Source organism: Thioalkalivibrio sp. ALE22 (assembly GCF_000381445.1).
Classification (GTDB): domain Bacteria; phylum Pseudomonadota; class Gammaproteobacteria; order Ectothiorhodospirales; family Ectothiorhodospiraceae; genus Thioalkalivibrio.
The window spans coordinates 215,623-236,419 of the sequence record NZ_KB906500.1 but is presented as its reverse complement, the minus strand read 5'-3'; the positions used below and the strand labels follow the sequence as shown (position 1 = coordinate 236,419).

Annotated in this window: 20 protein-coding genes and 1 tRNA gene; 13 read left to right on the top strand and 8 right to left on the bottom strand. The window is 68.2% G+C overall.

Going from position 1 to position 20,797, the window contains the following annotated elements:
- Positions 1 to 15 precede the first annotated feature (15 nt).
- The 6 genes from F793_RS0102785 (at position 16) to F793_RS0102760 (ending at position 4,792) form a co-directional block, all read left to right on the top strand.
- Complete coding sequence (locus F793_RS0102785; protein WP_018882057.1) at positions 16 to 849, top strand: alpha/beta hydrolase; 834 nt, start codon at positions 16 to 18, stop codon at positions 847 to 849.
- A 138-nt stretch (positions 850 to 987) separates the two neighbouring features.
- On the top strand, positions 988 to 2,016 hold the full coding sequence (locus F793_RS0102780) for a hypothetical protein (protein ID WP_018882058.1): 1,029 nt from the start codon (positions 988 to 990) through the stop codon (positions 2,014 to 2,016).
- Positions 2,017 to 2,087: 71 nt separating this feature from the next.
- The gene (locus F793_RS0102775; protein WP_018882059.1) at positions 2,088 to 2,834 is read left to right on the top strand and encodes a class I SAM-dependent methyltransferase; all 747 of its coding nucleotides are present in this window, start codon (positions 2,088 to 2,090) and stop codon (positions 2,832 to 2,834) included.
- A 26-nt stretch (positions 2,835 to 2,860) separates the two neighbouring features.
- The gene (locus F793_RS0102770; protein ID WP_018875521.1) at positions 2,861 to 3,118 is read left to right on the top strand and encodes a DUF167 domain-containing protein; all 258 of its coding nucleotides are present in this window, start codon (positions 2,861 to 2,863) and stop codon (positions 3,116 to 3,118) included.
- A gap of 56 nt (positions 3,119 to 3,174) precedes the next feature.
- Entirely contained in the window at positions 3,175 to 4,209 is a 1,035-nt protein-coding gene (pyrC, locus tag F793_RS0102765; protein WP_018882060.1) for a dihydroorotase, read from the top strand.
- Between the two features lie 103 nt (positions 4,210 to 4,312).
- Positions 4,313 to 4,792: a hypothetical protein gene (locus F793_RS0102760; RefSeq protein ID WP_018866368.1), complete on the top strand. Its 480-nt coding sequence runs from the start codon at positions 4,313 to 4,315 to the stop codon at positions 4,790 to 4,792.
- Between the two features lie 10 nt (positions 4,793 to 4,802).
- On the opposite strand, the gene F793_RS0102755 is transcribed toward F793_RS0102760, so the two are convergent.
- Positions 4,803 to 6,767: a bifunctional diguanylate cyclase/phosphodiesterase gene (locus tag F793_RS0102755; RefSeq protein WP_018882061.1), complete on the bottom strand. Its 1,965-nt coding sequence runs from the start codon at positions 6,765 to 6,767 to the stop codon at positions 4,803 to 4,805.
- 115 nt (positions 6,768 to 6,882) lie between these two features.
- Between F793_RS0102755 and F793_RS0102750 the strand changes: the two genes are divergently transcribed.
- The 4 genes from F793_RS0102750 to F793_RS0102735 all read left to right on the top strand — a co-directional run bounded on the left by F793_RS0102750 (position 6,883) and on the right by F793_RS0102735 (position 10,428).
- Entirely contained in the window at positions 6,883 to 7,257 is a 375-nt protein-coding gene (locus F793_RS0102750) for a DUF1992 domain-containing protein (RefSeq protein WP_018882062.1), read from the top strand.
- 322 nt (positions 7,258 to 7,579) lie between these two features.
- Positions 7,580 to 8,638: a PA0069 family radical SAM protein gene (locus F793_RS0102745; protein WP_026280840.1), complete on the top strand. Its 1,059-nt coding sequence runs from the start codon at positions 7,580 to 7,582 to the stop codon at positions 8,636 to 8,638.
- A 77-nt stretch (positions 8,639 to 8,715) separates the two neighbouring features.
- Positions 8,716 to 9,525, top strand: a complete 810-nt coding sequence (locus F793_RS0102740) for a hypothetical protein (protein WP_018866364.1) — start codon at positions 8,716 to 8,718, stop codon at positions 9,523 to 9,525.
- 15 nt (positions 9,526 to 9,540) lie between these two features.
- Positions 9,541 to 10,428, top strand: a complete 888-nt coding sequence (locus F793_RS0102735) for a mechanosensitive ion channel family protein (protein WP_018866363.1) — start codon at positions 9,541 to 9,543, stop codon at positions 10,426 to 10,428.
- A 17-nt stretch (positions 10,429 to 10,445) separates the two neighbouring features.
- On the opposite strand, the gene F793_RS0102730 is transcribed toward F793_RS0102735, so the two are convergent.
- Both F793_RS0102730 and F793_RS0102725 read right to left on the bottom strand, forming a co-directional pair.
- A complete protein-coding gene (locus F793_RS0102730; RefSeq protein WP_018882064.1) occupies positions 10,446 to 12,155 on the bottom strand; it encodes an ExeM/NucH family extracellular endonuclease in 1,710 nt (569 codons plus the stop codon).
- A gap of 19 nt (positions 12,156 to 12,174) precedes the next feature.
- Positions 12,175 to 12,612 carry an Rrf2 family transcriptional regulator gene (locus F793_RS0102725; RefSeq protein WP_018875514.1) on the bottom strand — a complete coding sequence of 146 codons (438 nt, stop codon included), beginning with the start codon at positions 12,610 to 12,612 and terminating at the stop codon, positions 12,175 to 12,177.
- 200 nt (positions 12,613 to 12,812) lie between these two features.
- Between F793_RS0102725 and F793_RS0102720 the strand changes: the two genes are divergently transcribed.
- Together F793_RS0102720 and F793_RS0102715 are read left to right on the top strand one after the other, a co-directional pair.
- Entirely contained in the window at positions 12,813 to 14,120 is a 1,308-nt protein-coding gene (locus tag F793_RS0102720; protein WP_018882065.1) for a methyl-accepting chemotaxis protein, read from the top strand.
- A 261-nt stretch (positions 14,121 to 14,381) separates the two neighbouring features.
- On the top strand, positions 14,382 to 15,260 hold the full coding sequence (locus F793_RS0102715) for an undecaprenyl-diphosphate phosphatase (protein WP_018866359.1): 879 nt from the start codon (positions 14,382 to 14,384) through the stop codon (positions 15,258 to 15,260).
- A gap of 28 nt (positions 15,261 to 15,288) precedes the next feature.
- Here F793_RS0102715 and F793_RS0102710 read toward each other — a convergent pair whose 3' ends face one another.
- The gene (locus tag F793_RS0102710) at positions 15,289 to 17,823 is read right to left on the bottom strand and encodes an ABC transporter permease (protein WP_018882066.1); all 2,535 of its coding nucleotides are present in this window, start codon (positions 17,821 to 17,823) and stop codon (positions 15,289 to 15,291) included.
- Positions 17,820 to 18,530 carry an ABC transporter ATP-binding protein gene (locus tag F793_RS0102705; protein WP_018879150.1) on the bottom strand — a complete coding sequence of 237 codons (711 nt, stop codon included), beginning with the start codon at positions 18,528 to 18,530 and terminating at the stop codon, positions 17,820 to 17,822. Before F793_RS0102705 ends, F793_RS0102710 begins: the two co-directional genes overlap by 4 nt.
- Between F793_RS0102705 and F793_RS0102700 the strand changes: the two genes are divergently transcribed.
- Positions 18,529 to 19,221, top strand: a complete 693-nt coding sequence (locus tag F793_RS0102700; protein ID WP_018879149.1) for an arylesterase — start codon at positions 18,529 to 18,531, stop codon at positions 19,219 to 19,221. The two genes, F793_RS0102705 and F793_RS0102700, sit on opposite strands and share 2 nt — an antisense overlap.
- 15 nt (positions 19,222 to 19,236) lie before the next feature.
- Here the strand turns inward: F793_RS0102700 and F793_RS0102695 are convergent, their stop codons facing one another.
- The 3 genes from F793_RS0102695 to F793_RS0102685 form a co-directional block, all read right to left on the bottom strand.
- Complete coding sequence (locus tag F793_RS0102695; RefSeq protein WP_018875508.1) at positions 19,237 to 19,563, bottom strand: hypothetical protein; 327 nt, start codon at positions 19,561 to 19,563, stop codon at positions 19,237 to 19,239.
- A gap of 65 nt (positions 19,564 to 19,628) precedes the next feature.
- Positions 19,629 to 19,705: transfer RNA gene (locus F793_RS0102690), tRNA-Arg, on the bottom strand.
- A 116-nt stretch (positions 19,706 to 19,821) separates the two neighbouring features.
- Complete coding sequence (locus F793_RS0102685) at positions 19,822 to 20,739, bottom strand: HPP family protein (protein WP_018882067.1); 918 nt, start codon at positions 20,737 to 20,739, stop codon at positions 19,822 to 19,824.
- Between the last annotated feature and the right edge of the window lie 58 nt (positions 20,740 to 20,797).

Here is a 20,797-nt window from a genome sequence, read left to right as displayed (position 1 = left end):
GGTCAGGATCGGGATATGGCCAATCTGTTCAAGATCCTGGGACTCGCGGGGCTCGGATACGCCCTGATGACCGGGTTGATCTTCGTGACCCAGGACCGTCTGGTCTACATGCCTTCCAGCAACCTGACCGGCACGCCGGAACGCATTGGACTGGACTACGAAGACGTCGAACTGGTGACTGCGGACGGGGTGCGGCTGCATGGCTGGTTCGTGCCGTCGCCGCAGGGCGAGGAGTCGCCGGTCTTGCTGTTTCTGCATGGCAATGCCGGCAATATCAGCCATCGACTGCACTCCCTGCAGCTCTTCCATGAACTGGGGCTTGCCGTCCTGATTATCGACTACCGCGGCTATGGCCGCAGCGCGGGCCGCCCGGACGAGGCGGGCACCTACGCGGATGCCCGCGCCGCCTGGGAGTACCTGACGGAAGCGCGCTCGATCGCCCCCGACTCGGTCGTGGTGTTCGGGCGTTCCCTGGGGGCGGCGGTGGCGGCGGATCTGGCCACCGGGGTGGAGCCGGGCGCGGTGATCCTGGAATCGGCCTTTACCTCGGCCGCGGATCTCGGAGCGCGCCACTATCCGTGGCTGCCGGTGCGGGCCCTGTTGCGCCACGAATACGACACCCTGAGCCGCATCGAGGCCATCACCGCGCCGCTGCTGCTGGCCCACAGCGTGGACGACGAGATCGTGCCGTTTGCCCATGCCGAACGGCTGTACGCGGCCGCCGGGCAGGTCCGACTGCTGGAAATGGAAGGCGGCCATAACGAGGCCTTTCTGGCCACCGGGGATGCCTACCTCGAAGGCCTGCGGGCATTTCTGACCGAGGCGGGTATCGAGCTTGACGAGCCCTGACGGAAGCCCTGCGACATTCTGGCGGGCCCCGGCCCGCCAGGAGACCGTGTCTCCAGCGCGGGAGATTGGTAGACTGCGCCGCTGTTCTGGCCGGAATGGATGCCGATGGAGAGGCGATGCGCCTCCCGCTCCCACCGAATGATGGAATCCGCTGACAAAGCCCCGCTGACGGTCACCTACCGTCGAGCACAGGATCCGGACGGCGCCTCGGCGTCCGTGGTGATTCGTTTTGGTCGCACCAGTGGTGTCGAGCGCAAGCCCGGACGCCTGGAGATCCACGTGGGGCTGGAGCCGCTGGGCCGCGATACGGACTGGGTGGAGTGCTGGTCGCTGCGGGACGGCGTACGCGGGGAGACAGGGGCAGACGGCTCGTTGACCTACCTGCGCGGCCGCGACTGCCTGGTGGGTTGCTGGCACGCGCCGCTGGATGCCCGCGCGGACCCGGAACCGCTGACGGAACGCGCCTACCGCGAGATCCTGTCCGGTTGTCGGGCGCTGGGCTTTGACCACCTGATGCGGGTCTGGAACTACCTCCCGGCCATCAATGATCCGGTCGACGGGCAGGAGCGCTATCGCGGGTTCTGCAGCGGGCGTGCGCAGGTCTTCGAGGCCTTGCCGGAGTACGAGCGCGTCCTGCCGGCGGCCACGGCGATCGGCACGCACTCCGACGGCCTGCTGATCTACTTCATTGCGACGCGCGAGCCCGCGGCGCGCATCGAGAATCCGCGCCAGGTCAGTGCCTACCGCTACCCCCGGCAGTACGGGCCGCGCAGCCCCTCGTTTGCCCGCGCCAGCCTCTGGCAGCCGGGCCCGCAGGCCGCCGAGCTGTTCATTTCGGGCACGGCCAGCATCGTGGGCCATGAAAGCCGCCATGTGGGGGATCTCGAGGCGCAGATTGACGAGAGCCTGCGCAATATCGGGGCTTTGCTGGAGCAGGCCTCCACCCACCACCCGGTGCGAGCGGAAACGCCGCAGGCGCTCTCGCTGCTCAAGGTCTATCTGCGCCACGCCGAGGATGCGCCCGCCGCGGAGAACCACCTGCGTGCGCGCCTGGGTCACCACATCCCCTGGCTTCTGCTGCATGGCGACATCTGTCGCGAGGAATTGCTGGTGGAGATCGAGGGACAGTACTCGGAGCGCCTGTGCGAGGCGCTCGCAATGCCATGATGAACTGACGCCGGATCGGGTCGGCCGCCGTGTCTGGTCGGCCCCTGGTCCCCTGCCTGGGAGAATACGCAATGCAGCCAACGACCAAGAAGCCGCACCCGGTCCTGAAGGACTACTACGGGGACGAGGGCAGCCGCCGCGCCTACGTCGACGACCTGTTCGACCGGACGGCCCCGTACTATGACCGCATCCTGCGGGTCGGTTTTTTCGGGACGGGGCAGGCCTATCGCCGCTTCGTGCTGAAGAAGTCCGGCCTGAAGGCCGGGATGAACGTCCTGGATGTGGCGACCGGGACGGGGCCGGTCGCGCAGGAGATCCGGAAGGTGGTGGGCGACGACCATCTGACCTGCGTGGATCCGAGCCGGGGCATGATGGACATCGCCCGCACCAAGATGGACGCGACCTTCGTCCAGAGCCTCGGCGAGCAGATGCCGCTGCCGGACCGCCAGTTCGACCGCCTGTACATGGGTTACGGGCTGCGCCATGTGCGGGATCTGCATGAACTGTTCAGCGAGTATTTCCGCGTGCTCAAGCCGGGCGGTCGCTGCACCATCCTGGAGGTCTCGCGGCCACGGACCCGGCGCCAGTTCGCGCTGGCGCGTTTCTATTTCCGGGACTTCGTGCCGTTCGTCGGCAAGGTGTTGACCCGCGATCCCGACGGCCACCTGTTGATGCGCTATTTCTGGGACACCATCGACCAGTGCGTGCCGCCGGAAGAGATCCAGGACACCCTGCGCGCGGTCGGGTTCGACGACGTACAGCGGGATGTGCAGTTGGGCGTGTTCAGTGCCTACATGGCGACGCGGCCCGCCGAGTAGAGCGTATACATGGCTCAGTGTTTCGCATGGCGCGGCTGAAGGTGAAGGTCGCTCCGGGCAGCAAGCGCAACGCGGTGGCCGGCTGGATGGGGGAGACCCTCAAGCTGCAGGTCCAGGCGCCTCCGGAGAAGGGCCGCGCCAATGCGGCCGTGATCGAGCTGCTGGCAGCGAAACTGGCATGCCCGAAGTCGGCTGTGCGGGTGGTGGCAGGCGCGAACTCGCGTAACAAGACGTTACTGGTGGAGGGCTGGTCCGAGACCGACTTGCGCTCCGCGCTATCCTGATAACTGATGACTGTGACGGGCCCGTACCGTGCGGGCCCCTGCGAAGGGAACTACGGATGAACCGCCTGACCCTGACCCGACCGGACGACTGGCACCTGCACCTGCGGGATGGCGATGTGCTGGCGTCGGTGCTGCCGGATACCGCGCGCCGCTTCCGGCGCGCGATCATCATGCCCAACCTGAAGCCGCCGGTGACCACGCTGGAGGCTGCGGCGGAGTACCGCGACCGCATCCTGGCGGCGTTGCCGGAGGAGGCCGATTTCGACCCCCTGATGACGCTCTATCTGACCGAGGGCACGACCCCGGGCATGATCGACGCGGCAAAGGCCTCCGGCTTTGTGCACGGGGTGAAGCTGTACCCGGCCGGGGCCACGACCAACGCGGCCAGCGGGGTGACGGATATCCGCCGCTGCTACCCGGTGTTCGAGGCCATGCAGCGGGTGGATCTGCCGCTGTTGATCCACGGCGAGGTGACGGATCCGGACGTGGACATCTTCGATCGCGAGGCGGTGTTCATCGAGCGCCACCTGGAGCCCTTGATCCGCGACTTTCCGGAGCTGCGCGTGGTGCTGGAGCACATCACGACCGAGTCGGCCGTGCAGTTCATCCAGGACGGGCCGGCCAATGTCGCGTCCACCTTCACGCCCCAGCATCTGCTCTACAACCGCAATGCGCTGTTTGCCGGCGGGATGCGCCCGCATCACTTCTGCCTGCCGATCCTCAAGCGCGAGCGCCATCGCAAGGCACTGGTGGAGGCCGCGACCAGCGGCCATCCGCGCTTTTTCCTGGGCACGGACAGCGCGCCGCATCCGCGCCACGCGAAGGAGTCGGCCTGTGGCTGCGCGGGAATCTATTCCGCGCATGCGGCCATCGAGCTGTATGCGGAGGCCTTTGCCGCCGCGGATGCGCTGGATCGTCTGGAGGGATTCGCCAGCCATTTCGGGCCCGATTTCTACAAACTGCCGCGCAACACCGACACCCTGACGCTGGAACGCTCACCCTGGACCGTGCCCGAGGCAGTACTCTTCGGGCATGACCCGGGTGTACCGCTGCGCGCGGGCGAGACCATTGCCTGGCAGCTGGCCCGGTAATCAGGGGCCGGGCTGTATCCAGGGTGCGATCGGACAACGCGAACCCTGAAGGACGCGCGCGGTCAGCAGGTCAGGCAGCCACCGACAGGACGAGGACCAGGATATGACGGAACCGAATGTGCAACGCGGAACCCTGTGGTTCTGGCTGGCCATCAGCCTGGGGGTGGCGCTGCTGATCATTGCGCTGGGGGTCGGGCTGGAACCGGCCGGGGCGGCCATCCTGCGGGCCCCGCTCAGTTCGCCCGCGGCGGGTGCGCTCGGCTTCGGCCTGCTGATGGTCTGGGCCGCGTACGCCTATGCCCTGTCCGCCGGACGGGCGGCGGGGAGCCAGGAGATGGGGGTCGTGATCCTGAATCTCGGGCTGCCGGTGGCGCTCATCCTGCTGTGGCGCGCGGAGCTCAACGCCCTGGCGTTCTTTGTCGCGATCGGGTGGACGCTGACGCTGGGCGGGATGGCCGTGCGCCTGTTTCGGCGCGAGGCGCTGGCCGGGGTGATGATGCTGCCGATCATCGGGGTAAGCCTGACGGCGATCCTGCTGTCGCTCACGCTCTGGGTGGTGCCGGCCGCGACCGGCGGCGCCTGATCCCGGGCCGCTACCTTCCGGTCGACGGCGCCACCGCGCGGCTCGGTGCCGGGATTCCCTGGCAATAGTCGAGAAAGGCGCCGGCGTCCATGGGGCGGGCGAACAGGTAGCCCTGGAAGCGCAGATTGCTGTGCGTGGCCAGCCACTGATGCTGGGCCTCGGTCTCGACCCCCTCCGCGACGACTTCCAGCTCGAACTGCCGGGCGATGTCGCATATGGTCCGCACCATCGCCTGATCACCGGGGTCGTGGTCGACCTGACGCACGAAGCTGCGATCGATCTTGAGTTCGTCGAACGGCAGGCGCTTCAGGTAGCTCAGTGACGAGAACCCGGTGCCGAAGTCGTCGATCGAGAAGCGCAGGCCCATGTCGCGCAGGGCCTGCATGATGTACACGACGCGGTCGGTATCCTCGGCGACGACGTGTTCGGTAATCTCCAGTGTGATGCGATGCGCGTGTTCACGGCCCAGGTGGCGCGCGATCAGCTCCTGCATGCGCTGCACGAAGTTCAGGTGCACCAGCTGGCGCGGGCTGATGTTGATCGCGAGCTGTTCCAGGTGGAAGCCGGCGCGATCCCAGTTGCGCAGGGTCTGGAAGGCCCGAGCGATCACGGTGTCGCCCAGTTCGCTGATGAAGCCGGTCTGCTCGGCGATCGGGATGAATTCCGCGGGGGAAATCGGGCCCAGTTCGGCGCTGTTCCAGCGGATCAGGCTTTCGGCGCTGCGGATGCGGCCGTCGCGGTCGAGCTGCGGCTGGAAGAGCACCTCGATCTCCCGGTTCTGCAGCGCGAAATGCAGGCAGCGCTCGATCTGCAGGTGCCGTTCCACCGCTTGCGACAGTTCGTCGCTGAAAACGACCACGCCGTCGCGCCCGCGATCCTTCACCTCGTACATGGCGATGTCGGCCTCGCGGACCAGCTGGTGCGAGTCGATCCCCGCGTGCGGCTCGATCAGGCGGATGCCAATACTGGCACTGACATGCAGATGATGATTGCGGATGATGTAGGGCGTCTTGACCACCCGCAGCAGCGAGTGCGCCAGGCGCCGGGCCGCCCGTTCGCAGGTATGCCGGTCTTCCTTTCCGGGGGCGACGATCACGAACTCGTCGCCGCCCAGACGGGCGAGATGGTGGCCCGGCGGCAGGGTGTTGGCGAAGTCGCGGGTCACGGACTTCAGCAACTCGTCGCCGATGTCGTGGCCCAGAAGGTCGTTGACCGTCTTGAAATGATCCAGGTCGATCAGCAGCAGAAACGAATGCTGGCGATGATGCTGCAGCACCTCGAGGCTCTGCTCGAGGTGCTCGATGAAGGCGGCGCGGTTGTTGAGCCCGGTGAGGGCGTCGTGCGAGGCCTGATACAGGCTGTCGCGCAGAAGCCCGAAGCTGCTGCTGGCGGCGTAGTACAGCACCAGGGCCAGGGTCGCGGAGAAGGCGGCCAGCACGTAGCCATACCAGTCACCGATCAGCAGGAAGTAGCCGGCCAGCGGCACCATCATGGCCGGGATCAACGGGCGGAAGACCCACGGGGCTGGGTAGAGCAAGGCCGCGACGACCGTGGTGGCGCCGATCTGCGTGAAGATGGCGATGTAGTGCAGGTTCTGGGCATCGAGGCGCACGAAGACCAGAAAGATCCAGGTCCACAGCGCCAGGTAGAGATAAAGAAAGAGAGTCAGCCGCAGGCGCCAGCGGCTGCGCTGCTCCGGTGACAGCGGCGATCGGTGGTACCGCCAGAAAAGCTGGACTCCCCAGAGCGAGGCGGCAAACATCACCGCGTACCAGGAGGCGGCCGCGACAAGCGCATCGTGCAGGGCGCCCAGCAGGATATACCCGAGCCCGGGCAGCAGCGATAATGCCACCAGCACCGGGATCTGCCGAGTCAGGTAGGTGTCGAAGCGCGGGTCCGCGCGCAGGGCCTCGCGGGCCGGCGCGAGGGAACGCACGGCGGACGCCGACGGGTTGTCTCGCGAAGTGGCTGCCATCGGGGTCCGTGCGCTGGTCGTGTTGTGCGGGTGAGGCGGACCTTACGGTAAACCCGTTCGGTCCTCAACAGGTCGGGTTCGGCCGGCATAACGGATGCGGTTGACGGGGCGAGCGATGCTGCTTAATGAGGCACAAATCGAGGCGAAACTGGCGGATGCGGCGCGTCGCGGGGCGTTCGACGACCTCCCGGGGGCTGGCCGGCCGCTGGAGCTGGACGATGACCGCGCGGTGCTGGAAGAGCTGCGCATGGCCTATCGCGTGCTGAAGAATGCCGGCTATGTGCCGGAGGCGGTGCGGATCCGGGGCGAGATCGCATCGGCGGAGGCCCTGCTGCAGGCGGCGGATGACGAGGCCTCCCGGCAGCACGCCGCGCGGCGCCTGCGGCTCCTGCTGGACCGGCTGAACCAGAGCGGCGAAGGCCGGGCGATGGTGTCGGAGTCCGGCTACTTTCGCCAGCTGTGCGAGCGCATGGACGGGTCGGCCCGATGACCGAGCGCTGCGGTCCCACGAGGGGGCTTGCACGGGGGCGCGGGGCGACCCTAGGGAGACGCTGATTGAATCGCGCGTCCGCGCTCAAGTCGCTTTTGCGTGCGAACAAGGCGCGGTGACCGCCGTGCAGTCGTTCTGCACAAGGGAGCCGCAACGCCGTGCGCGCGCAAAAGCGGCCGAGCCCCTGCTTTCAATGGCTTGTGGGGTTGGTGCCCCCTGTTCCCCGATCCTGCGTTGCACCGCTTGCGGGTAGAACCACTACCCGCTGCACGACGCGCCTTGTCTCGGAAAACAGGGGGCGCCAACGCGGACGTGCGATTCAATCAGCGTCTCCCTAGACCCGCATGCCCGCTTCGAGCCCACCCGGAGCGAACCCTTCGATGATGGCTGGGAAGGCGATGGCGAGGCGCCGCCGCCACTGCGTACGGAGGTGACCGTCGAGCATCCACGCCGCGTGCTGTCATGGAACCAGTCGCCGGATGTGCCCTTCGAGCTTTCGCTGAACCCGTATCGGGGCTGTGAACACGGCTGTGCCTACTGCTTCGCCCGCCCGGCGCATGCCTACGTCGGGTTGTCCCCGGGCCTCGACTTCGAGAGCCGGCTGTTTGCCAAGGTGGGCGCGGCCGAATGCCTGCGGCGCGAGCTGGCCCGCCCGTCCCACCGTGTGACGCCCCTTGCGCTGGGTATCAACACCGATGCCTATCAACCCGTGGAACGGGACTGGCGGATTACGCGGCAGCTGCTGGAGGTCCTGGCGGAGACCGGGCATCCGGTGTCGATCGTGACCAAGTCGGCCCTGGTGGAGCGCGATCTGGATCTGCTGGGCCCGATGGCCGAGCGCGGGCTGGTCCAGGTCGCCGTATCGGTGACGACGCTGGACCGCAACCTGTCGCGGCACCTGGAGCCGCGCGCCGCGGCTCCGCAACGGCGTTTCCAGACCATCCAACGGCTGAGCGCGGCGGGCGTGCCCGTGAGCCTTCTGGTGGCGCCCCTGATCCCGGTGCTGACGGATGGCGAGGTGGAGTCTTTGCTGGAGGCGGGTGCGGCCGCCGGGGCGGTGGCTGCCGGCTATGTGCTGCTGCGTCTGCCACGCGAGGTGGCGCCGCTGTTCGAGGACTGGTTGCGCCATCACCACCCGCTCAAGGCAGACCATGTGCTGCAGCGCCTGCGTGAGGCCCATGGTGGCAAGCTGTATGACGCGACCTTCGGGCACCGCATGCGCGGGGCGGGGGCGTATGCCGAGCTGCTGCGCCAGCGCTTCCGGCTGGCCCGGCGGCGGGCGGGCCTGGGTGGCCGCTTGGTGGAGCTGGACTGCAGCCAGTTCGTGCCGCCGGCACGCCCGCGGCGGAGACGCGAGGAGGGGCAGCTGGACCTTTTCTGAGCGGGGAACGCGCGGCGCCGTCTCCCGGGCGTCCGTTTCTGGTTTACAGTGAGGCGGTGCATGGCAAGGACGGGATGATGGCGGAGACCTCGACAACGCGTACCGATCCCGCGACCTGGTGGGGGCGCCGGCCGCTGGCCTCGGGCGCGCACGGTCGCTGGTCCATCGGTCCGCTGGACCTGTGGCTCCTGCATGGGGCGCAGGAATGGCAGATGGTGATGGAACGACCGCGCGACGCGGCGGACGCGACCCTGGCGATCGACGTCCCCTGCACTGAACCCTTTCCCGCCGGTGCCCGGGACCTGCTGCGGTTTGCCGGGGCCCCGGCCGATGCCGAGCCGGAACTGCGCGTGGCCCTGGCCGATCGTCCGATGGTGAGCCGCCCGCAGAATCCGTTCTACGTGCCGGCCCATGGGCAGGTCACCCTGTACCTCAGTTCGCCGGCCTGGGTGCAGCTGCACCTGGGGGCGGCGCGGGTGCAGGAATTCCCGGTGTATACGCCTTCCGATACCTGGTTCGGCCCCAATACCGTGAATGGCGAGCTGTGCTACGCGACCCGGACCCAGGCGCGCCTGGACCTGGCCGATGTGCCGGAACGGCCGCATCGTGTGGTGACGCCGCTGACCATCGCCAACAAGGCGGACGATGCCCTGTTCCTGGAGCGCGTGAACCTGCCGGTGCCGCGACTGCCGGTGTATGCCGATCGCCACCATCGGCTGTGGACCCCGGCCGTGCGCATGGAGCGCGAGGAGGACCGTGACATGGCGGCGATGAAGATCGACCCGGGGCCGCCCGGGGCCGCGACGGGGGCGCAGCGTATCGCCGAGCCCCGCGAGGCCGGCGGACGGCATTTGATGGTGCGGGCGTTCAGCGCCCTGTTTCAGTAGGGGGCGACGCACACGATGAATGAATGGCTACAGGCCGCGCAGGCCTTCGTCACCAGCGAGGCGTTCCTCGCGGCCGTCCGCGCGGCGGTTTATCTGCTGGTGGGTCTGCTGGTCGCGCGTCTGGTGTCGCGCGGGCTGGCGCGGGTGCTGGAAGACAAGCTCGATGCCCAGCAGGTGATGCTGACCCGGCGCATCAGCTTCTATGTAATCGTGCTCCTGGTGCTGGCCTCGGCCCTGCGCGAGCTGGGCTTCGACCTGACCGTGCTGCTGGGTGCGGCCGGGATCCTCACGGTGGCGCTGGGCTTTGCCTCGCAGACCTCCGCCTCCAACCTGATCTCCGGGCTGTTCCTGATCGGTGAGCGGCCGTTCTCTGTCGGGGATGTGATCAAGGTGGGGGATGCCACCGGCGAGGTGCTGTCCATCGATCCGCTCTCGGTGAAGCTGCGGACCTTCGACAACCTGATGGTCCGGGTGCCCAACGAGAGCCTGGTGAAGTCCCAGCTGACCAACCTCAGTCGGTTCCCGATCCGTCGGCTCGACATGCAGATCGGGGTCGCCTATCACACCGATCTCAAGCAGTTGCGCGACGTGCTGATGGGGGTCGCCGAGGGCAACCCGGTCTGTCTGGAGGAGCCCAAGCCGTTGTTCATCTTCCTCGAGTACGGCGACTCCGCGTTGAAGATCCAGCTCTCGGTCTGGGCGCGGCGGGAGAAATTCCTGGACCTGCGTAACTCCATGCACGAGGGGGTGAAGGCGGCACTGGACGAGGCCGGTATCGACATCCCGTTTCCGCAGAGGACCCTGGGCAGCCTGGGCGGGCCGTTGCCGGTACGGATTGTCGACAACGTGTCGGCGGCCGAGGCGGAGGCCGCCGTGCCTGCGGAACCGGACGCCCGCGACTGAGTGGCCGCAGTCACCGACTAGTCCAGGTACAGGTCGGCCCAGACCGGATCGTGATCCGAGGCGCGCCAGGGCCCGTCGGCCGGGGCGCGGCCATCAAATCCGAGGAATTCCGGTTCGTCGGCGTTGACCGCCCAGGTGGCGCCGTCCCGGACTCGTTCACGCAGCGTGTCGGGCCCCAGCAGGTAGTCCAGCTGCCCGGCCTGGCCGCGAAAGACGTAGGTATGGGCGGTAGTTGGGTCGTCGTGCACGAGATCGTGTTTTCCTGCGGCATGGAGGACGTGCAGGGGGTCCTCGGCGGCATAGGCGTTGAGATCGCCCAGGACCACGACGGGAGCATCCGCGAACTCGCCGGTTTGCTGTTCGCGTATCCAGGCGACGAGGCGTTCGGCCTGCGCGGTACGGCGCTGGTTCCAGCAGCCCTGGCCACGGTCGATATCGCCGCTGTCGGGGCAGCCGCTCTTGGCCTTGAAATGTACGACCACGGCACCGAGATGTTCGCCGGTAGCGCCCGCTTCGAACCAGCCCAGCAGCGGGGGGCGGTGGTGGACGGTATCGCGGTCGGCGGCCGTGTCGACCAAACGCAGCCGTTCCGGTCGGTAGAGCAGGCCGACCTTGATCGCGTCGTCCCCCGGTGCCGGGTGAACGATGGCCGCATATTCGCCACGCTCCCCGGGGCGGGCGTTCAGGCGCGCCACCAGGGTCTCGCGCGCAGCCGCGGCGTTTTCCAGTTCGACCGCGCCCAGCAGGTCCGCATCCAGGCCCTGCAGCAGGGCATCCAGCTTGGCGGTCTGGCGTTGGCGCTCGGCCGGGGTCTGCGCACCACGCTCGCCCAGCGTGACGAAGTCATTCTCCATGTTCGCGGTGGCAATGCGCAGGTCACCCGCATCCGCGGTTGGCACCGGGTCGGGACGCTGGCCGCCGGTCCAGTCTACCGGCTCGGTGGGGTGGATCCGGTACGCGCCGAAGGCGTGGGTGAGGATGCCGGTGAGGCCTTCCACCGAGCTTCCCGCGCGGCGGGTCCCCTGGTCGTCGAGGTACGGGATCGGGTCGGGGTTCGCGCGATAGCTCCCGTCGTCGAGTTCGATCCGCCGATTCATGTCCTGGCGCCCCGGGCTGTCCGCGGGGGCGGTCTGGCCCGGGTGCGTCAGGCGCCCGTCGGCGGCCAGCGTCATGCTTCCGTAGCGGCCGAGGTCCCGGTTGTCGGTGACCGTCAGGCGCTGCGGGAAACGGACCGGCTGGTCGATAAAGTCGCCCAGCCGGTCGGCCGCGTCGGGCAGGCGCAGGTCGACGGGGGCGGGCGGTTCGCCGTCGGCGCAGGTCACCACCGCGTCCAGTTGCGAGAGTTGGGGGCGGCCTCGATGGCGGGTGAAGGCGCCATGCACCTGCAGGCGCTGCCCGGCCGCGACCGGGTCCCTTCGTGGGGCGTAGACGAACAGGCCCGTGGCCCCGGTGGCCGAGCCCTGTTGCAGGTAGAAGCCCCCCAGCTGGTCCGTGTCCATGAAGACGCCGGTTACGGTGCCTTCCGCGACCACCTCCGTTCCTTCGGGGAGGGTCCCCGCGCGCAGTTCGGCGAGGGGGGTGGGTGTGGTCCCGGGATCGGGACAGGCCTGGCGTGCGTCGGCGCTCGCGAGCGCCAGCAGGCACGGAACGGCCACGGCCAGCCAGCGGGCGCCGGTGTGCGCGTGCAGGGCGGTTCGTTTTCGGGGTGCCGGGTCGGGCCGTTCCATGGCCGAAGGATACCGGGGTTCAGGCGCTCTTGCCGGGATGCAGGAGCTCGTAGAGGTAGTCGGGCGCCTGGGTCACATCGGCAATGGTGTAGCGGTCGAGCACGGCGAGGAAGGCGTCGCGTGCGTCGTTGAGAACACCGCGCAACTGGCAGGCGGGCAGGATCGGGCAGACGGGGTTCTCGCAGTCCACCACGTTCAGGTTCGGCTCCATGTCGCGGATTACGCTGCCGACGTTGATCTCCGCGGGTTCGCAGGCGAGCGAGATCCCGCCCCCCTTGCCGCGCCGGGTGATGATGTAGCCCTTCTGGCCGAGCTGGTGCACGATCTTGACCAGGTGGTTGCGGGGGATGGCGAACTGCTCGGAGATGTCGCTGACGGTTACGCGCTGCTCGCGCGGCTGCACGGTGAGGTACATCAGGACGCGAAGGGAAAAATCGGTATAGCGGGTGAGCTGCATAGGAGGGTTTCGTCGGTTCGCGGTGATCGAGGATATGCTTGAACGTATATTTCAGAGAACCTTAATCGGTCCGGACCTGCGTCACAAGCGCATGCGTTGCGTTCGCGTGAAGCACAGGTGCACATCGGCCTACAGCTTCGGGCCGGTGGGTCGTTACAGCGATAACAAAAGCCGGAGTGTACCGGCATCAGGGGGCAGCAATGGAGCAGGAGAGTGGGTGGCTGAGTCGCCTTTCGCTGGCGGGACGTTTCTCGCTCGCATTGAGTGCGATCGTTGGGGTGTTCTTCCTGATCGCCGCCGCGGCGGTGTTCTGGCATACGGCCACGCTGAAGGGCGGGATGGAGGCCACCCTGGAGCAGGTCATGCAGGAGCACGCGACCACGCCGGCCCTGGAGGCCGAAGTGGCCGCTGCGGTGGACCGGCTGCTGGATGTCGCGGCCTGGCAGGTCAACGCGATGATGCTGGGCGTGGCGATTGGCGTGATCGTGGTGGTGTACTTCCTGTTCGTGTTCATGATCCGTCGCCGCCTGGCGGAACTGGCCGGGCGATTCCGTGCGGTCTCGGAGGGTGAGGGGGATCTGCGCCAGCGCATCGAGGCCCCGCGCAACGACGGCATCGACCGCCTGGCCCGCCTGTTCAACGCCTTCATCGCGCGTCTGCAGCGCATGGTCTCGGAGATGGTGGAGCATGCACGTGAGCTGGGGGAGTCGGTTGGCACCCTGCACCGCGTGGCGGAGGAGACCAACCAGGAGGTGCAGCAGCAACAGGCGCGGCTGGGCCAGGTGGCGACGGCCATGAACCAGATGACGGCCTCGGCCGAGGAGATCGCCCGTAACGCGCGCACGGCCTCCGAGGCGGCCGACCAGGCCGAGACCGAGACCCGGACCGGCTCCGGCGTGGTGGACACCACCGTGCGCACCATGCGCGAGCTGGCCAGCGAGATCGGCACCGCCAACGAACAGGTAGCGCGCCTGCAGGCCGAGTCGGACCAGATTGGATCGGTGCTCGATGTGATCCGCGGGATCGCCGAGCAGACGAACCTGCTGGCACTGAATGCGGCCATCGAGGCGGCCCGCGCGGGCGAGCAGGGTCGGGGGTTTGCCGTGGTCGCCGACGAGGTGCGGACGCTCGCGACCCGGACCCAGGAATCGACGACCGAGATCCAGGCCATGATCGAGCGTCTGCAGGCGGGTGCCCGCTCGGCGGCCGGGGCGATGGAGCGCAGTCGGGAGAAGGGCGAAACGGGCGTGGACGAGGCCGCCGGTGCCGGCGAGGCCCTGCAGTCGATCCGCTCGGCGGTCGAGCGGATCCGGCATCTCAACAACGAGATCTCTGGTGCCGTGTCACAGCAGGCGGAGGTCGCGCGCGAGGTGGATGGCACCCTCACGGAGGTCAGTCAGGGGGCCCAGGTGACGGCGGCCAATGCCGAGGCAACCGCCAGCGAGACCGATGCCCTGGTGGCGCGCATCGAGCAGTTGCGAAGTCTGACGACCCAGTTCCGAGTCTAGGAGCCAGTCGGATTTGGGACTGATCTGCTGCGCGCGCAGGAGAACGGCCCCTTTTTCCGCTCTCTCTCGTTACATAGTGCCCACTATGCGCCTCGAGAGACCGAAAAAATGGGCTCGCTCTCCCGCCACGCTCGCGACGATCGCCCAAATCCGACAGGCTCCTGGCCGGGCTTTTGCCGGCGGTGCGACGCCGGTACCGACGCCGGGTAGGTGGTTTGCGTATACTGCGGCCCGCCTCGGGATCACGGAGCCGAACCTGTCATGACAGTCTGGGTCGCCACCCTGCTCGGGATCGTGCAGGGCATCTTCATGTTCTTGCCGGTCAGCTCGACCGCCCACCTGGTTCTGACCCAGCACTGGCTGATTCGTCAGGGCGAGCCACTGCCGCCTCCGGAAAGCCCTGAGATGATCCTGTTCGATCTGGTGGTGCACGTCGGCACGCTGGTATCGATTGTCTTTGTCTTCCGCAAGAGCCTGCTGCGGCTGAGTGGCGGGATCGCCCGCGAGAGCTGGCAGTGGGCCTCCGCCCGGGGCTCCGCGGGGCGCGAGATGCTGTTCCTGCGCCTGGCGCTGCTGTGCGGGTTGTCGGTGTTCGCGACCGCCGTCGTGGGTTTTACCCTGAAGGCCGGGTTCGAGCAGGTGTTTGCCCACCCGACGCTGATCGCCGGGACGCTCAGCCTCACCGGCGTGCTGCTGTGGTGGACGGACCGGTTGCAGCGGCGCCCGCTGGGCCTGCGCCAATTGAGCCCGAAGATCGCGGCGATCATCGGCGTGGCGCAGGGTTTCGCGCTGATTCCCGGGCTCTCGCGCAGCGGTATGACGATCGTCTTCGCGCTCTTCACCGGGCTCAAGCGGCGCTGGGCGGCGGAGTACAGCTTTTTCCTCGCGATTCCCACGATCCTGGCGGCGACCGCCGTGCAGTCGCTGGACGTCCTGAACGGCAACGGCCTTGGGGACCTGAACTGGACGGCCCTGGCGGTGGGCTTTGTGGTATCCGCGCTGGTCGGGATTGTGTCGCTGAAGATGGTGTTGTTCTTCCTGTACCGCGCCAACCTGAAGGTCTTCTCCTTCTACCTCTGGGCGCTGGCGCTACTGGTCCTGTTCGGTTTCCTCGACGTGGACATCATGTACGGCCACTGATCGGGGCACGCGAGTACCCCGGCTCGGCTTATTCCGGGCCGCGCAGCACCGCCAGCGGGGCCTGGTCCAGCACCCGGCGCGTCCCCAGCCAGCCGGCCAGGGCGATCCCCAGCGTACCGCCCCCGATCCCGTAGACGAAGGTCAGGGGATTGACGCTGTAGTCGAACTCGAACACCTGCCAGGCGAGCAGGGCGCCCACTGCCGTGGCGATCACGGCCGCGAGCAGCCCGGCCAGCAGGCCCAGGGTCCCGAACTCCGCCAGCAAGCCGTTGCGAATGTGGTCGCGACGTGCCCCGAGGGTGCGCAGCAGGGCGGCCTCCCGTCGTCGGACGTCGCGGGTGGCCTGGACCGCGGCGTAGAGCACGGTCAGCCCGGCGATCAGGGTGAACAGGAAGACGTATTCGACCGCCCGCGTGGCCTGGTCCATCACATCGCGGACCTGCGCGAGGATGGCGCTGACGTCGATGGCCGATACGGCGGGGAACTCCCGCAACCACTGGTTCTGGGCGCTGCGCTGGTCTTCGGGCACGTGCATGGCCGTGATGAAGGTCCGGGGCTGCTGGTCCAGCAGCGGAGGCGGGCCGATGACGAAGAAATTCACCTGGAAGCTGTCCCAGTCGACCTCGCGGACGCTGGTGATCGGACTGCGGATGGGCTGCCCCCCGACCCGGAACGTCAGGTAGTCGCCCAGTGCCAGGTCGAAGCGTTCCATGAGTCCGGCCTCCACCGACCAGCCCCGGTCGGGATCCTGCCCGGCCTCGCCGAACCAGTGTCCGTCGACGATGCGATTGTGCGCCGGCGGGGTGTGCGCATACGACAGGTTGAATTCGCGATCCACCAGTCTTCGGTCGCGATCATCGTCAAAGTCCTCCGGATGAACGCGTTCGTCGTTGATCTCGATCAGGCGGCCGCGGATCATCGGGTCGAGATGCGGGCGTTCGAGGCCGGCCGCCTCGACCCGGTCGGCGAAGGCCTGCTCCTGGCCCGGCTGGATGTTGATGAAGAACTGGTTGGGGGCGTCCTCCGGGATGCTGGCATCCCAGGCCTCCAGCAGGTCGACGCGCACGATCGCCAGCAGCAGCAGGGCCAGGATCCCGACACTGAAGGCCACCAGTTGCACCGCGCTGAGGCCGCCGCGCCGGGACAGGTTGGCCAGCCCGAAGCGCAGGGCCATGCCGCCGCGGTTGCGCAGAGGCCTCAGGGCGAGCACCAGCCCCATCCCGAGGACGGCCAGCAACGCGATGGCCACCGCGGTGCCGATCAGGACCCAGGCGGCGAGTTGCGGGTCGGCGGCCTGCCAGTAGAGTAGGCCGCCGAAGGCGAGCAGTGCGAGGGCGCCGGAGAGCCATACCGAGGTGGGCGGCAGGCCCAGATCGCGGCGCAGGACGCGCAGCGGCGAGACCTGGCCAATGCGCAACAACGCGGGGAGGGCGAAGCCAACGGCGGTAATCAGTCCCACGCCCAGGCCGGCGACCAGTGGCCGCGCCCCCGGAGGAGGGAGATCCCCGTCAAGCCAGCCGCCGAGCAGGGACGCGAGGACGAACTGCGCGGCGAAGCCGATGGCGAGCCCGACAGCGCTGGCCAGCAGGGCGACCAGCACCACCCGGCCGAAGTAGGTCAGCAGGACCCGGCGGCCGCTGGCGCCCAGGGCGCGCATCACGGCCGCCGGATCGGCGCGGCGCTGGGCGAAGTGATGGGCCGCCACGGCAATCGCGGCCCCGGCCAGTAGCACCGCCATCAGCGAAGCGAGCCCGAGGAAGCGCTCGGCGCGCTCGATGGCCGTGCGCAGCTCCGGGTTCGCATCGTCCAGGCCCAGGAGGCGTTCCCCGGCCTCCAGTTCGTCCCCCAGCCAGGCGCGGAAGGCGGCAACCTCCGCACTTGGTCCGGCGGCAAAGAACTCGTAGCGCACCCGGCTGCCGGGGCCGATCAGTCCACTGGCGTCCAGGTCGTCGAAGGCGAGCATCAGGCGCGGCGCGATGTCCAGCAGGTTGCTGCCACGGTCGGGTTCGTGCGCGAGGATGCCGGTGACCTCCAGGTCCAGGTCGCCGACCTCGACCCGGTCGCCCACCTGAAGCCCCAGGGCCTCGAGCAGGGTGGATTCCAGCCAGGCGGTACCGGGTTGCGGCCCGCGTTCGCGCGGTTGTTCCTCGCCGTCCAGTCCCGAGCGGGTGCGGGCCTCGCCCTTCAACGGCCAGCTGGGCTCGACTGCGCGCAGGGCCGCCAGGCGCGACTGGTCGTCCTTGCCGAAGACCACGCTGGGCAACGAGGCGGTGCGCGCCGTGTCCAGCCCGCGGTTCGCGGCTTCGTCGGGCCAGCCCGCCGGCAGCGGGTTGTCACTGACCACCGCAAGATCACCGCCGAGGAGGGCGGTGGCCTGCTGGGCCATCCCGCGATCCACGCGATCGGTAAAGAAGCCGACGGCGGCGACCGCGGCGACCGCGACGACCAGCGCCGCGGCCAGTACCCGCAGTTCGGCGGAGCGCCATTCCCGCCAGGTGCCGCGCAGCAGCGCGCGCAGGGGATTGCGGCCCTGACCCCGGGTATGGATGTGGCTTGCCGTCATGCCAGCACGCCATCCTGAATGGAGATGATGCGGTCGCACTGCGCCGCCAGTTCCGGATCATGGGTCACCAGCACCAGTGCGGTGGCGGGCCCGTCGCCGTCCGGATGCCGGGCCAGGCCGAACAGCAGTTCGATGATGCGGTGACCGGTCTTGCCGTCGAGATTCCCGGTAGGCTCGTCGGCGAACAGGACCGCCGGGTGGTCGACAATGGCGCGGGCAATGGCCACCCGTTGCTGCTCGCCCCCCGAAAGCTGGTGCGGGTAATGCGCGGCGCGTTCGCCAAGGCCCACGCGCTCCAGGGCCTGGCTGGCCCAGCGGTTCAGGGTGGCCTGATCTTCGCCGGCATGGGCCGGGTTCAGCTCCAGCGGCAGCAGGGCGTTCTCCAGGGCCGTCAACGCCGGCAGCAACTGGAAGGACTGGAACACGAACCCGACCCGGCCGGCGCGCAACGCGGCGCGGCCATCCTCGTCCAGTTCGCTGATGGTCCGGCCCAGCAGGCGAACTTCTCCCGCGCTCGGGGCGTCCAGACCTGCAAGGAGCCCGAGCAGGGTGGACTTGCCCGATCCGGAGGCGCCGAGGATCGCGACCGTCTCGCCGGCCTGGACCGCCAGCGATATGCCGCGCAGGATGTCCAGCGGCCCGCTGGGTCCGTTGATCCGCTGTTCGATGTCCCGGGCCTCCAGTACATATGACGAGGATGCATCCATGTTGCGTATTCCGTTGGTCGTGATGGGCTTGATCGCGTTGCTATGGAGTCCCGTTGCGCCCGGGAATTCCCCGGAAGACGAAAATCGCTCCGCCGAGCCGCTGCGAATCCTGGTGTTCGGGGATTCGTTGAGTGCGGCCTATGGCATGCCGGAGTCTGCCGGGTGGCCGGCCCTTCTGGAAGAGCGCCTGGCCGAGCGCGAGCGGGAATGGGTGGTGGAAAACGTCTCCATCAGCGGTGACACGACAGCCGGCGGCCGGGCGCGTCTGCCAGAGGTACTGGAGCGCATGGACCCGGCCCTGGTGATCCTGGCCCTCGGGGGCAATGACGGCCTGCGGGGTCTGGCACCATCGGCCATGCGCGAGAACCTGGAGGTGATGGTGGACGCGATCGACGCCGCCGGGGCCGAGACGCTGCTGCTGGGCATCCGCATCCCGCCCAACTACGGGCGGCGCTACACCGAACGTTTCGAGGCGGTCTTTACCGACCTGGCGGCTGCTCGGGATCTGGCCTTCGAGCCATTCTTTCTCGAGGACGTGCTGCTGGAGGACGGAATGCTGATGGATGACGGCATTCACCCCAGCGAGGCGGCGCAGCCGCACCTGCTGGATGCCGTGTGGCCACGCCTTAAACCCATGGTGGAGGACGCCGAGGCGCGCAAGCCGCCACGCGATGACCACGTGGCCGGGTAAAGCCCGGGGGTTCGCTCAGTCCGCCAGTAGCGCCCGCAACTCCGCCACAACGTTCTCCGGAAGCAGTTGCCGCAGGACGGGATGCAGGTCGCGCTCGACCTCGGACAGCAGGGAAAGGGTGCGGACCTCCGAGTGCCGGCAGAGCGGGTTGCCGTACTGGTTGGCCTGAATGCTGCGCCGGGAGCCCATGCTCATCAGGGCCACGCCGGGCAGCCCGCGCGGGCCTTCGTCGAGGACCTCGACCAGTTCCACCATGCAGCCATCCACTTCGCCCTGGATCCCGATCAGCGGGGCGAGGCGATCGATCATGCGGCTGGACTGTTCGGTCGTCAGCATGGCCATTGGCCTACCTTACGACCGTTGCGGTCGCGGCGCTAGGGGGAATCCCGACGGCCTGCGAGAGAAAATGGTGTCCCCGGCAGGATTCGAACCTGCGACCTGCCCCTTAGGAGGGGGCTGCTCTGTCCAGCTGAGCTACGGAGACCTGGCAACCTGTCGGACTGGGCTTCGCGATCCCGCCACGCTCGTGACGATCACCGAAACCCGACAGAGGTTTAGCGCGAGAGTATAAGCGCCGGGTAGGTAGAGGCCCAAACGCACTTACTCGTCCGGGCCGTATTCCGGCTCCAGCCGGTGATGGGCCCAGGCGAGGAAGTCGTCCAGATTGGCGCGGTCTTCACCCGGGGCCTCGGGTCCCGCCAGGTGGCGGTAGATCACCTGCGCCCCGTCGCGCCGGAGCACGCGGCGAACCGCCCAGTCGGCGTCTGTTCCGCCGTTGCTGAAGCAGGCCCCGGGCTGGATGGCCTCTGGGGTGATCGGGTCGGGGTGCTGGTGATGGCGGCGGGCCAGCAGGTACAGGCGTGCCAGATCGTCCTCGGTCAGATCCAGATACAGGTTCATCTCGCGCATGGCGTGCTCGAGATCCTCGCGGCCGAGACCGGCCCGCTCCAGGGCCGCCAGCGGGCTTTGTTCCGGGCTTTCGGGGGACGGGGTCAGGCTCGCGGGATAGCAGCGCCAGGGGAACGGGTAGTTGATGATGACGGCCACCATCAGCATGACCCCGACACTGGTCAGCACAGGGTGCAGCAGGAACCACGGTCCCAGGGCCGTGACCGAGTCGCCGCCCACGACCGCATAGAGCGCCGTGGCCCCGCCAGGGGGATGCAGGCAGCGCAGGTAGTGCATCAGCCAGATGGCGAGGCCCACGGCGACGGCGGCGGCCAGCAGGGGGTGGGGCAGCAGGTCGCGTATCAGTATCCCTACGATGGCGGCAACGCCATGACCACCGAGCACGTTCCAGGGTTGCGAGAGGGCGGCATGCGGCGCGGCGAACAGCAGGACGGCGGTGGCGCCGAGGGAGGCGAGGATCAGACCGTTGATGCCGTTGTCGGTTACCGAGGCGGCGACCTCCAGCGACAGGTAAAGGCCGATCATCCCGCCCATCAGGGCAATGAGCTTGTCCCAGTGATTGGTGGTGTCGAGGAAGTCGCCCAGCAGGGACCCGCGTCCGGTACGCACACCAGCCTCCTTAAAGTGCAAGTGTTGCGCATCTTCTATGGGGGTCGCGCGGGCGTCA